Origin of the sequence: Oxynema mangrovii CENA135, assembly GCF_016632315.1 — a bacterium.
Taxonomy (GTDB): domain Bacteria; phylum Cyanobacteriota; class Cyanobacteriia; order Cyanobacteriales; family Laspinemataceae; genus Oxynema; species Oxynema aestuarii.
The window spans coordinates 177,959-190,313 of the sequence record NZ_JAEOXH010000001.1 but is presented as its reverse complement, the minus strand read 5'-3'; the positions used below and the strand labels follow the sequence as shown (position 1 = coordinate 190,313).

The window sequence follows — 12,355 nt, the reverse complement described above, 5'->3', positions numbered from 1 at the left end:
AACGTCTAGGCTGCAAACCAGGGTGCATCTACCCTTTCCGGTTGAATCCAGTTGAGCCTCTCCGCAGGTCTGGCAATGGAAACTTACTTTTTTTTGGCATGACACGAACTGTTCTCCCTTCCCTCGAAAGCTCTAGCGAAACCCCTCTCGCCCCCGCCGTTTATATTGTCGGGGCCGGTCCGGGCGACCCGGATTTACTGACGCTGAAAGCTTATAAAATTTTGTCGCGGGCGGACGCGATCGTGTTTGCCGATTCCCTCGTCCCCCGTCAGGTCTTGCATGGGGTTCGCCCGGATGCGGAACGCATTCCCACGGCGAATAAAACCCTCGAACAGATTTTACCGATAATGGTCGATCGCGTCCGTCAAGGTAAATCGGTGGTGCGTTTGCATTCGGGAGATCCGAGCCTCTACAGTGCCATTTTCGAGCAAATGCAAGCTTTAGCCGAAGCGGGGATTGCTTTTGAAATTATTCCTGGAATTAGTGCCTATCAAGATGCCGCCGCTAAATTAGGCGTCGAGTTGACCGTCCCCGGATTGGTGCAAACGATTATTCTCACGCGCATCTCCGGTCGCGCCTCTTCAGTTCCCGACACCGAGGAACTCGCCTCTCTAGCGGCCCATCGCGCCAGTTTGTGCCTCTATTTGGCAGCCCGCCACGCGCGATCGGCGCAGGAAAAATTGATGCAACATTATCCTGGGGATATGCCCGTCGCCATTTGTTATCGCCTCGGCTGGCCCGACGAGCAAATTATCCGCGTTCCCTTGCGAGAGATGGCGCAAGCGACGGAAGCGGCGCAGTTAGAACGGACGACGATGTACGTTATTTCTCCCGCGTTGGCGGCGGGTCGAACTCCGGAACCGGAGGAAGAGTCCACCGCGCGATCGCGTCTTTACCATCCGGAACACACCCACCTATTTCGTCCCCGTAAAGAGCAAACATAATACACTAAACACTAGAGTAGAGAAAAATTGGGTAAAGCCTTGCTAGACGAACAAGCTAAAAAAACTATCCTCCGCAAAATCCCTCACGGACTCTATATCTGCGGGGTTCAAGAAGGCGACAACGTCAACGGATTTACGGCCAGTTGGGTCATGCAGGCTTCGTTCCAACCGCCGTTAGTCGTCAATTGCGTCAAAAGCGATTCCGGTTCTCACGCCATGATTAAGGCGAGTGGGGTCTTTGCGTTGAGCGTGTTGGAAGCCAACCAAAAAGAGTTAGCCCAGAAGTTTTTCAAGCCCCAACGTCGGGTTGGCAATAAGTTTGAAGATGTCGAGTTTTATTTGGGCGAAACGGGCTGTCCGATTATTTCGGATTCTCTCGGTTACGTCGAATGTCGCGTGGTCGGTTCCGTGGAAAAAGGCGATCACACGGTTTTCGTCGGGGAGGTTGTCGCTGCAGGCGTCCACCGAGAAGGCGAACCGTTGTTGTTAGAAAGTACGGGTTGGAATTACGGAGGCTAATGCTCCGCCGTCGCCAGTCCCGACTCTGGAGGGCGGAAAGCTTACCCCCTTGGAGTTTGCAAGTCCGTAGCGTCTTCTCGACGAAAACTCTGGGTTGGGTAGACGATTGGCTAAGGCGAAACATCAAAATTTGACTGCGATTTTTGTGAGTTGTTCGATAGAGATCGATTATGCCTTTAATTAAAGTTAAAACCTCCGTTAGCGAACCGGATCGAGCCCAAGTCGATGCCTTGCTCAAAGACCTTTCGGCGAGCATGGCCAAGCATTTTAGCAAGCCGGAATCTTACGTGATGACGGCTTTAGAAGCGGGCGTACCGATGACCTTCGCCGGGTCGAGTGAGGAACCCGTTTGTTATTTGGAAGTCAAAAGTATTGGCTCGATGAGTTCGGCACAAACTAAAGCAATGAGCGATGATTTTTGTCAGAAGATCAATGCGACTTTGGGGGTGCCAAAAAATCGGATTTATATTGAATTTGCCGATGCTAAAGGGTCGATGTGGGGCTGGAATAGTTCGACGTTCGGTTAGAAGATCGCCCGCGATCGATAAGAGAACGGCGATCGATCGCGCTGAGTCAACCAGGATGAAAATCGCAAGTCGATAGGGCTCGGGTTTAAACGCGACTGAGATCGCCTTTGAAGGCCATGGCGCGATCGCCCCTACGGTGCTATCCATCGGCTGCTCGTGAATCGTTACGGCGGCAAATGGGTAGCACTTTTTCGGTTTGAGATGGCCGATGGGAGGCGGTCGCGATCGCCCGTCAGTCAGGTCGTCCGGGCTTCAAAATCTTCTTAAATTGAAAAGGCTTAAAATCGAAAATCTTAAACTCGAAAATCTAAAATCTAAAACTCCGTAGATTAAGACGAGGATCGCTCTCAAAAGTTTCTTCAAACGAAGCGATCGCGCGATCGTTTTTTAACAGCAATCTCACGAGCATTTTTCCTGAAATTCTATCGCCGGGACGTAACAGTAGGTGGCAGCCCTATTTTTTGGAAAATTCTCGTGCGTTATGCGTGTATCCAAAACTGCAATTTTAACCTTGGCCGTCTTGATTTCCCAAGGTTTCTTATCTAAAGCGAGTGCGGAAAATAACCCGTCCTTCTCGCCGGAGTCCCGCCACAATACGAGCGAGTCTTCCCGACAGGAAGTGACAGAGGCGCCCGTACCTGTCGTGTCGATCGCCCCGGCGCAAAGTTTCGCCGTCGAACCGGATTGGAGTCATTCGCCGCGATCGGCGCCGGATCCCCCCGCCGCCGCGAACGAGACAGCCTCCGTCGCGGTAGGGTCCGAATCCTCCTTACCTCCGGACGATTTAGTCAGCGCCGAGGATCCGGCCCATCAGATTCGCTCCCGTCCGTCCGCCCGCCGGATCGCCCCGTTGAGCGATCGCTACCGACAAGGGAACGAGAGCGATTCCCCGGCGATCGTCGCCCAAGCCACGACGAACCCGCTTCCCGCGGCGGAAGTCGTCCCGCCAGACGATCGCATGAGAAGCGGACCGTCTTCGGTGAGAACGACTCCGAGAGTCTCTCCCTCCACACGAGAGTCCGGGCCGCGAGTCACCTATATCGACAACCCCCAACCCGCCCCCGCCAAACAATTACAGCAATCGCCCACGGCGAATGTCGTTCCCTCCGATGCGGAGGTCGATAACGTACAACAACGATTGCGATCGGTGGAAGTCATCCCCGTAGAACGGGACTTTTATCGCGGGTCGCCCTCGATTACGATCGTCAACCCGCAAGCCTTCGGGGCTGACGATTTCACCGGATTTGTCAATGCGACCTTCCAAACCGATACCCGTTACGGCAACGATAGCGATCTAGACGGGGCGATCGGGGTCGGCATCGGTTTGGGAGATGCCACCGAAGCCGTCGGGGTCGAAATTTCCTATGCTTTAGCCAGTTTGGGAACCAACCGCGACTTTGGAACCGGGGGATTTAACGTTAAAGTTCACCGCCGCTTACCCGAAGATTTCGCGATCGCCGTCGGTTGGAACGGCGCGCTCAATCTCGGCGACGAACACGACTTTAAAAATTCGTTTTATGCCGTCGGGAGTAAGATCTTCCGCTTGCGCGAGGATATTTCCTTACCGTTGAGCCGCCTAGCCCTCAGTGCGGGGGTCGGTAACGGACAATTCCGTACCGAAGACGACGTAGACGACGATCGCGATACCGTCGGCGTCTTCGGGAGTGCGGCTTTGCGCGTCGCCGAACCCGTGAGTTTGATCGTGGAATGGACCGGTCAAGATTTGGCGATCGGTGCGTCCTTAGTCCCGTTGAAAAACATTCCTTTCGTGATTACCCCGGCAGTGCGCGACATCACTGGCGCCGGAGATGGCGCCCGCTTTGTGTTGGGAACGGGCTTTTCCTTCAAGTTCTAATTCTTGTTGCTGCTATCGGAGAAGCATTTATGCGACCTATTAAATTTCTGGGGTGGGCGATCGCCTCTTGCGTTCTCGTCGGTACCTTGGCATCGTTATCCGCGATCGCCAACCCCCCCAATCAATCTGATATTACCGGAACTCATATTTGGAACAACACCGTTCCCCAACTCGGAGGCGAAACCTCCAGCATCGACCCTCAAGTTCTAGCGCGCGCTTCCGAACTCGCCTCGGAAATTGACAGCGCCAAAGCCGATTACGAAGCCGCCGAACGCGCCGCCGCCGAAGAACCCCGCCGCTTTGCCCGCCGACAATCGCGAGCCGAATGCGTCAACCCTTATGCCGAACGCCTCAATCGTCTCGTGGAAGAAGCTCGGGTGTTTCTCGACAGTATCGACGAGGAACAAGCCAACATCCTCAGAGGCGGACCGGAATCGCGACCGTGGTAAGGCTGATGCGTTCCATCCCTTCCGTATACCCTCGATTCGCTTTTGCTCAGGAGAAGTGACCGGATTATGCAACTATTAGGATCTATAGGATCTAAGCGTGGCTTGAAAAGCCGCCCCCTGCTCTGGGGAGCGATCGCCGGAATGTTACTCGGCAGTTTTTCCGACCCGGCCCAAGCCCGCGATTTATTTGGCAATGGCGGCATTGAATTTGATGTCGATACGATCGTCGAATTTGAATTTGCCGAGTCTAACGGGGCGTTTCAATCCACCTTTGGGGTCATTAATTTAGATACCGGGGTCAAAACCCCCTTACTCGTCGAAGTCAAACCCTCAGACCGCTCCCAAACGGTCGAACGTCCCTCAACCTACACCGACGATACCGGACAATCCCAAAGCCAAGACTTTTTGGGAACTCCCGGCAATACGGTTCCCCAACCCTTAGTCGAATTCGAGTTTGAAGCCAATACTCGTTATGCCCTCTATCTCGAATCGAGCTACAACGGCAGACCCGTTAATTTGTTATATTCCACCGACGCCCAAAATCCCAACAGCCGCCGTCAGGCAGAATTTCGCGGCGATTTTTCGGCTCTCGCTAACGGTGAAGGCGCGCTCATTCGCTGGGACGACACCGGAGAAGCCCTCGTTCGCGATTCCGACCAAGACCGCGACTTCGACGACTTTATCGTGATCGTCGGAGGGTATCAGGACTGTCCTTACGACGAAATCAGTGAGTTCGATTCCTCCACTTCTCGTTAGGGAAGGGGAAATATTGAGACCGATCGCGGGTCCTCTACTGGCGGCGAGCCACTCCTCTCGATCCGATCGCTTGCCTCTCTCGCAAGAGGAGTTTGCCGTCAGTGACCCGCGCCGATCTCAAGGGGTTTCAATCCCGAGGCGAGAACGGGCGATCGCCCGGGTTCCTCAAACTTTGAAATTCTTCACAAAATGATAGCCTGTGATAACATCTGGATGATTCGAGACGGCTAATGCCTAGGCTTGATTAGGCGCTGGCCCCGTGGTGGTGGAGGAGAATTCCAGGAGTGCAAAATAAACGCATGTCAGCGAGGCAGTCAACACCCTACCCGCAACGAACCCAATCGGAACCCCTCCGCATTGGGGTGATCGGGGTGGGGAACATGGGACAGCATCATACCCGCGTTCTGAGTCTGCTTAAAGACGTTCAATTAGTCGGTGTCGCCGATATTAATGTCGAACGCGGTTTGGACACGGCGAGTAAGTATCGAATTCGTTTTTTTGAAGATTATCGGGAATTATTTCCCCACGTGGATGCGGTTTGCATTGCCGTACCGACTCGCTTGCATTACGAAGTCGGTATGAATTGCTTGGAATCGGGAATTCACGTTTTAATCGAAAAACCGATCGCCGCCAGCATTAACGAGGCGGAGTTGTTGGTCAATGCGGCTGCCGAATTTGGCTGCATTCTTCAAGTCGGTCATATCGAACGTTTCAATCCGGCGTTTCAAGAACTGAGTAAGGTTCTCAAAACAGAAGAGTTGCTCGCTCTCGAAGCCCATCGCATGAGTCCCTATTCCCATCGGGCGAACGATGTATCGGTGGTGTTGGATTTGATGATCCACGATATCGATTTACTTTTGGAGTTGGCTGCGGCGCCAGTGGTGCGCTTGACGGCGAGTGGCAGTCGGGCGTGCAAGGACGAACCGACGGCTTCTCCTTATTTAGATTACGTGACCGCAACGTTAGGATTTGCGAACGGGATGGTCGCGACGTTGACGGCGAGTAAGGTCACCCACCGCAAGATTCGCTCGATTGTCGCCCATTGTAAAAATTCCCTGACCGAAGCGGATTTTCTCAACAATGAAATCTTAATTCACCGCCAAACGACGGCAGATTACATGACCGAATACGGTCAGGTTCTCTATCGACAAGATGGGTTAATCGAAAAAGTTTATACGAGTAATATCGAACCGCTTCATGCAGAGTTGGAGCATTTTGTCAACTGCGTTCGCGGCGGTCACCAACCGTCGGTAGGGGGCGAACAGGCGCTCAAGGCGCTGCGGTTGGCGAGTGCGATCGAACAAATGGCTCTCGACGGTCAGATGTGGGATACGGAATATCTCAGTTGCGTGCAGCCGCGATCGGTTCCGGTCTAGGGAGTCGGGCGTCGGAAAAATCCTTGCTTCCGTTGGTCTTTTGGCTTCAATTGGAGAGCTTCGATCTCAATTCTAAAATTCTTTCGACGAGAGAGCGACTGACGTACTCGTTCCCTTTGGGACTGAGATGGATGTGGTCGCGGTAGAGGCTGGCGGGGTTGTCGATCGCGTTAAACGGTTCGAGGAAATCGAGATAGGGGATTTGGCGCTCTTCACTCAAGCTCTGCAGGCGCGATCGCAATGTCCATTCGTAGTCGCGCGGACCGGGTTCGCCGAGTTCGCGACGCAGGGGCGTCAGAGCGAGTAAGAAGTAAAGATCGCGATCGCGCGCGATCTGATGGATCTGGGCGATCGCCTCCAAGTTGATCCCGACGAGATCGCCGTTTTCCTTCGGTAACTCCGGAAGGGGCGGACGCGGTAAAATGTAGCGTTCGAGCAATTCGCCGATCGCCCCGAGGGGTCGTCGGATCGGGTAGTTGCGATCGACGCCGACGAGTTGGGGGGTCGGGCGGCGCCCGAACAAATCGTCGGTATTGAGCAGCAAGACTAAAATGCGGGCGCCAAAGGTGCCAAAACGCCGCAAGTAGGCCAATTCGTTGCGCGGCCCCCAGGAATTTGCGGAAGCGTTCAAGACTTCGGTCTGCTCCAATTCACGAGCCATGAGGGCGGAAATCGTCTGTTCTTGGTCGGTCCACCAGCCGCCATTGGCGACGGAATCCCCCAACAGCAGCACGCGGGTCGTTCCGGGAGCTGGAAGGGGGGCGATCGGACCCGATCGCATGGAATACTGGTTAATTTCAATCCGACGACCAAAGCGGCGCACTCGGGCGTTGGGAGCGAGCAAATAGCCGATCTCGTCGTCGGGAAGGTACAGGGGAGGATCGCCCAATCCCAGTCCCCAGCGCAAGCTGACTTCCAAAACGAGCAATGCAACTGCAAAGAGTGCCAGTAGGATTGCCAGTACGTTCACAGCGTCGATTCTCCAGAAAGGGCTAGCCTCGGGCCCGTGTGGTGGCCAGTTCTTGGTAAAATGGAAATTCCTTAACTCCTGGGGAGTTTGAGGGGCGATCGGTCCGGCGCTCTATGCGAAGCATAAACGTCGGGATCCATCAATCCCTCATGCCTGCCCGGTGGGGTCGCGAGAAGCCCCTTCGCGTCTACGATGCCCCCGAAGCAGGTAGATTCGGGAACCTCTCGATCTCGTCCCGGATCGGTTCCGCACTAGGATATCCCCCGTTCCTGCGCGTTGCGTTTTAGCTTGTCCAATTCTTGCTGAGTCAGCCGAATCCCAAACCGCCTCTCGCCAGAGCTGTAGCCTATTTGTGCTACAACAATTCTATCAGCTAACCACTGACCAGATTGAGAGTGAATGTCAGGCTTGGCCGAGAACTCCAAATTCTGGGAACGGGATCGAACCTTGACAACCGAAGTTAGGGGGTTCCATCCAGAAACACCGAGCGATGGTCGGTGGCTGTGGGTGGGTAAAACTTCGCAGTACTAAGGCAAGCTTTTGTCACCACGCTGTACCCAGGGACTCTGGGAAGGGGAAACCGCCTGTCAAGTCGATCTGTCGGGGTCAGACCAGCAATGGTTTGGCTAGATAAGTGGCGTGGGGCAGGAATGCCCAACCGTGAGGTTGGGAAGCCCGCGCTCTACCCAGTGTAGGCGCCGGGAGGATGTCACTTGAGCCAACTCTACTGCCGCGTCTACATTCTAAAAACGTGGATTTAACTCAAATCTTCAAAACCCCGAATCCGATTATTGGTGTCGTCCACTTAATGCCTCTCCCCACCTCGCCGAGATGGGCAGGCAATCTCAATGCAGTCATCGAGCGCGCCGAACGAGAAGCCACGGCTCTCGCTTCGGGTGGCGTCGATGGCATTATCATCGAGAACTTTTTCGACGCTCCGTTTACCGCCGGACAGGTCGATCCCGCCGTGGTCAGCGCGATGACGCTGATCGTGCAACGGGTCATGAATTTAGTGACCTTGCCGATCGGGATTAATGTCTTGCGCAACGACGCTCTGAGTGGGTTGGCGATCGCCTCGTGTGTGGGGGCCAAATTTATCCGAGTCAACGTCTTGACCGGAGTGATGGCCACCGATCAAGGGTTGATCGAAGGACAAGCCCACCAAGTCTTGCGCTACCGACGGGAATTGGGGGCCGATGTCAAGATTTTGGCGGACGTTCTGGTCAAACACGCCCGTCCTTTAGGATCTCCCAACCTCACCACTGCCGTGCAAGAAACGATCGAACGCGGTTTGGCGGACGGGATTATCCTCTCGGGATGGGCCACGGGCAGTCCGCCGACCCTCGAAGATCTCGAACTGGCGAGGGCTGCCGCTCGCGGGACCCCTGTGTTTATCGGCAGTGGGGCGTCTTGGGAAAATATTTCGACCCTGATGCAAGCGGCTGACGGGGCGATCGTGTGCAGTTCGCTCAAGCGTCACGGCAAAATCGACGAACCGATCGATCCGATTCGGGTCGGTCAGTTTGTCGAAGCCACCCGCCGCTCGATCGCCAGTTCCTCTTCCGTAGCGGCCCAACGCTCCTCCGTCAAGTTGCATTCTCGCTCGTGAGTGCTTCCGACGCGGGAGGACAGGGGCGAAGGTTCCCAACGGTCCCGGCGGGTCGGTCGGGCGGGTTCGCGCGATCCGTCTTCGGCGTCGCGTTGCGATCGCCCAAGTCAATTCCCGGGCGGCGAACCGCATCGGTCTGGGGGGCTGGAACTTTGCCCACGGGCCGAGCTTCAAAAAAAACATGCAAGGGTTGAAATCCTCTGCGAACAGTTCTCAAAGGGTGCGACGCTTTTCAAGCTCGGTGTTTCCTGCCAGCTTTTCTCTCCCGTGCCGATCTCGATCTCGGAAGCCGGGCCGTTCCCGGTTCGTTCCTCGGCGATCCTCCGGGCTCCTTTCTCCTGTGGAGTCACTTCGCGAACGCCGGGATTGGGTAGGGCGATCGCCTCGTGAGGTCGAGGAATTGGCGGCACGATCCAACCTTCACTCGTCAATGGATTCCACGCTCCATGATCCTCAAGTCGCCCACCCCTCCGATCCCCTTGTGGCAACACGCTGCCGAGACCTTCGATCGCCTGCGTAGATTGCTGGTTGTCGCCGGGGGGGTGGGTGGAATCATCATCGGTTTGCGCGCCTTGGGGCTGCTGCAAACCCTCGAATGGGCCGCTTACGACCAATTATTTTTATTGCGATCGCCCGAAGCCCACGACTCTCGCATCACGATCGTCGGGATCGAAGAAGCCGATTTACAACAACTCCAACAATGGCCGATTTCCGATCGCACGATGGCTCGGGCGATCGAAAAAATTGCCGCCCTCGAACCCCGGGCGATCGGCTTAGATATTTTTCGCGATTTACCCGTCGCCCCCGGTCACCAAGAACTACAACGGGTTTTCGCCCAAACTCCAAACGCGATCGGCATCGAGCAGCTCCCCACACGGTTGCAACCCGGCGTTCCCGCCCCCGAGATCCTCAAATCTCAAGGTCGCGTTGGCTTTAACAACGTCATGATCGACGACGATCGCAAAGTCCGCCGCAATCTCATCTATTTAGCCGACGAAAACGGCACCTGGCAGCAAAGTTTTGCCTTTAAACTCGCCTTGCAATACTTGCAGCCGATGGGGGTCAAAATCGAACGGGTCGGGGTCTATTCCTTTCGCCTGGGGCGCGCGACCTTCAATATTTTTCACGAAAACGACGGCGGCTACGTCCGCGCCGACGATGGCGGCTATCAAATGTTGGCGAATTTTTACGTCCCGCCACCGGGGGATTCTCCTGCGCAGACCCAGGGCGAACGCCCCGCGCGCCGTGGCTACCTGCGCGTCTCCCTGACGGAGGTGCTAGAGGATCGCGTCCCGCAAAGTTGGATGCGCGATCGCGTCGTCCTCATCGGTTCGACCACCACCAGCATTAAAGACTTCTTTGACACCCCTTACACCAGCAGCTTGCTCGATCCCCAAGAACAAGTGTTCGGGGTCGAACTCCACGCCAATTTTCTCGGCCAGATTCTCAGCGCCGCCTTAGACGGACGCCCCCCTTACATCAGAGTCTGGAATGACGCGAGTGAAGGGTTATGGATCTTGGGATGGTCCGTAGTCGGGGCGGCGATCGCCTGCAAGTGGCGATCGCCCTTGTGGCTGCTGTGCGCCCTCGTCTGCGCCCTCGGGATCCTCGGCGGCAGCGCCTTCCTCTGGTTTTTATGGGGGTGGTGGATTCCCTCGATTCCCCCCTTAATCACCCTCCTCGGTTCGACCGGGGCGATCGCCGCCAATATCGCTTACCAAGAAGAAAAACTCAAACGCGCTTTTGCCGAATCTAAAGACTTTCTCAACCAAATTATCAACACGATCCCCGACCCTATCTTTGTCAAAGATAAAAATCACAAATGGATCGTCCTCAACCAAGCCTACTGCGAATTAGTCGGCCAACCCCTCGAAGCCCTTCTAGATAAATCAGAATACGACTTTCTCGATTCCGAACAAGCCCATAATTTTTGGCAGCAAGACGAACTCGTCCTCAAAAGCGGCGAAGCGCACGACCACGAAGAACAATTTACCGATACCCGAGGTTTTACCCATTATTTAGCCACCAAACGTTCCCTGCATAAAGATCCCGCAGGCAATCTCTTCTTAGTCGGCGTAATTCGCGATATTACCGAACGCAAAAAAATGGAGGAACAACTCAAACAAACAGCACGAGAATTGGCCAATTCTTATGAAGAACTCAAACTGTCTCAAGAAAACTTGCGCCATCAAGCTTATCACGATAGTTTGACCGGATTGCCCAATCGCAAATTATTTTACGAACGCTTAAATCAAGCATTAGAATGGGCGAGTTTTAACAATCAATTAGTTGCCATTTTATTTCTCGATTTAGATGGCTTTAAAACAATCAACGATAATTTCGGTCACGATATTGGCAACTTCGTGCTCGAAGGCGTCGCCAAACGGCTGACAGGCTGTTTGCGCTCTAGCGATACGGTCGCCCGTCTCGGTGGCGACGAATTTACCGTAATTTTACCGGGAATTCCTCGGGAACAAGATGTCGCCAGCGTCGCTCAAAAAATCATGAGGGCCTTGCTCGTTCCGTTTATTGTCGAGCAGTCGGAAATTGAGGTCACTACCAGTATCGGCATCAGTTTGTATCCTCTCACCAGTGAAAATGCTGACGAACTTACCAAACAAGCGGACGAAGCGATGTATCGCGCGAAACATCGCGGCAAGAATCAGTATGAGTTTTTCTAATTGACGGCTGGTTCGAGGATCGACGCGGGGAATCGTCGGCGCCCTAGCCCTCGCGATCGGGGATTGTGATATTAATTTTTATGAAAATTATCGGAGCAAAGGAGGTGATTTTAATCTCTTTTTAAGCAAGTTTCAAGCAAATTGTAATAAATCTGACCGTTTTAAGGGAAAAATAGGAATGAAACCTCCAAAAATCCGATTTCGATCGCTTTTCTTTGGCTGAGATTGAATAAAAGCCGTTTCAATTTTTCAGTCGTGGAACTTTTTGCGTATTTTCACGGATAGAGGTTCGATGCTCTGGAAATGTCTCGGTAGACAAGTCAGTGATCCTACTGATAGACTGGAGTCATAACCTCGATCTTGTCAGTAAGACAGTAGGTGTTATGGTTACTTTGGCAAGAGTTACCAGCACGGGAATTTTATTAACGAGTTTTCACCTCCTGGCTGTTGTAGCTTTGAATACAACTACACCTCAAGCAAGTCACTTTGCGGTTGAAGAGCAACTCGGTTCTCCCGTTCCCCTTCTCGTGGCTGAAGAATACGAACCCCCTGCAGACAAAGGAAACCCGGACGGGACGGGTGGCGCGGGGACTCGTTGCATTTTGTAGGCCGAGTTCGTCGCCTGCGTGCAGGGATGCCAGCAACAGAGGGCTTCTGAGTAAAAAATAC

General features: G+C 54.2%; 12 protein-coding genes. 10 read left to right on the top strand and 2 right to left on the bottom strand.

Annotated features, from left to right (window positions below; genetic code table 11):
• Positions 1 to 98: 98 nt before the first annotated feature.
• From cobM to JJD41_RS00700, 7 genes are all read left to right on the top strand, one after another.
• On the top strand, positions 99 to 944 hold the full coding sequence (gene cobM, locus JJD41_RS00730; RefSeq protein ID WP_200664277.1) for a precorrin-4 C(11)-methyltransferase: 846 nt from the start codon (positions 99 to 101) through the stop codon (positions 942 to 944).
• 39 nt (positions 945 to 983) lie between these two features.
• Positions 984 to 1,463, top strand: a complete 480-nt coding sequence (locus tag JJD41_RS00725) for a flavin reductase family protein (RefSeq protein WP_168571758.1) — start codon at positions 984 to 986, stop codon at positions 1,461 to 1,463.
• Positions 1,464 to 1,633: 170 nt separating this feature from the next.
• On the top strand, positions 1,634 to 1,990 hold the full coding sequence (locus JJD41_RS00720; RefSeq protein ID WP_200664276.1) for a phenylpyruvate tautomerase MIF-related protein: 357 nt from the start codon (positions 1,634 to 1,636) through the stop codon (positions 1,988 to 1,990).
• Between the two features lie 481 nt (positions 1,991 to 2,471).
• Complete coding sequence (locus JJD41_RS00715) at positions 2,472 to 3,845, top strand: hypothetical protein (protein WP_200664275.1); 1,374 nt, start codon at positions 2,472 to 2,474, stop codon at positions 3,843 to 3,845.
• Positions 3,846 to 3,874: 29 nt separating this feature from the next.
• The gene (locus JJD41_RS00710) at positions 3,875 to 4,294 is read left to right on the top strand and encodes a hypothetical protein (protein WP_168568216.1); all 420 of its coding nucleotides are present in this window, start codon (positions 3,875 to 3,877) and stop codon (positions 4,292 to 4,294) included.
• A gap of 66 nt (positions 4,295 to 4,360) precedes the next feature.
• Positions 4,361 to 5,050 carry a hypothetical protein gene (locus tag JJD41_RS00705; RefSeq protein ID WP_200664274.1) on the top strand — a complete coding sequence of 230 codons (690 nt, stop codon included), beginning with the start codon at positions 4,361 to 4,363 and terminating at the stop codon, positions 5,048 to 5,050.
• A 299-nt stretch (positions 5,051 to 5,349) separates the two neighbouring features.
• On the top strand, positions 5,350 to 6,426 hold the full coding sequence (locus JJD41_RS00700; protein WP_200664273.1) for a Gfo/Idh/MocA family protein: 1,077 nt from the start codon (positions 5,350 to 5,352) through the stop codon (positions 6,424 to 6,426).
• A 46-nt stretch (positions 6,427 to 6,472) separates the two neighbouring features.
• On the opposite strand, the gene JJD41_RS00695 is transcribed toward JJD41_RS00700, so the two are convergent.
• Positions 6,473 to 7,396 carry an SGNH/GDSL hydrolase family protein gene (locus JJD41_RS00695; protein ID WP_200664272.1) on the bottom strand — a complete coding sequence of 308 codons (924 nt, stop codon included), beginning with the start codon at positions 7,394 to 7,396 and terminating at the stop codon, positions 6,473 to 6,475.
• A gap of 751 nt (positions 7,397 to 8,147) precedes the next feature.
• On the opposite strand from JJD41_RS00695, the gene btpA reads away from it, so the two are divergent.
• The gene (btpA, locus tag JJD41_RS00690; protein WP_200664271.1) at positions 8,148 to 9,005 is read left to right on the top strand and encodes a photosystem I biogenesis protein BtpA; all 858 of its coding nucleotides are present in this window, start codon (positions 8,148 to 8,150) and stop codon (positions 9,003 to 9,005) included.
• On the opposite strand, the gene JJD41_RS00685 is transcribed toward btpA, so the two are convergent.
• A complete protein-coding gene (locus tag JJD41_RS00685) occupies positions 8,983 to 9,165 on the bottom strand; it encodes a hypothetical protein (RefSeq protein WP_234488447.1) in 183 nt (60 codons plus the stop codon). The genes btpA and JJD41_RS00685 overlap by 23 nt on opposite strands.
• Before the next feature lie 286 nt (positions 9,166 to 9,451).
• Between JJD41_RS00685 and JJD41_RS00680 the strand changes: the two genes are divergently transcribed.
• Positions 9,452 to 11,686 (top strand): CHASE2 domain-containing protein, encoded by a 2,235-nt coding sequence (locus JJD41_RS00680; RefSeq protein WP_200664269.1) that lies wholly within the window; start codon positions 9,452 to 9,454, stop codon positions 11,684 to 11,686.
• Between the two features lie 383 nt (positions 11,687 to 12,069).
• The gene (locus JJD41_RS00675; RefSeq protein ID WP_200664268.1) at positions 12,070 to 12,294 is read left to right on the top strand and encodes a hypothetical protein; all 225 of its coding nucleotides are present in this window, start codon (positions 12,070 to 12,072) and stop codon (positions 12,292 to 12,294) included.
• Positions 12,295 to 12,355: the final 61 nt, after the last annotated feature.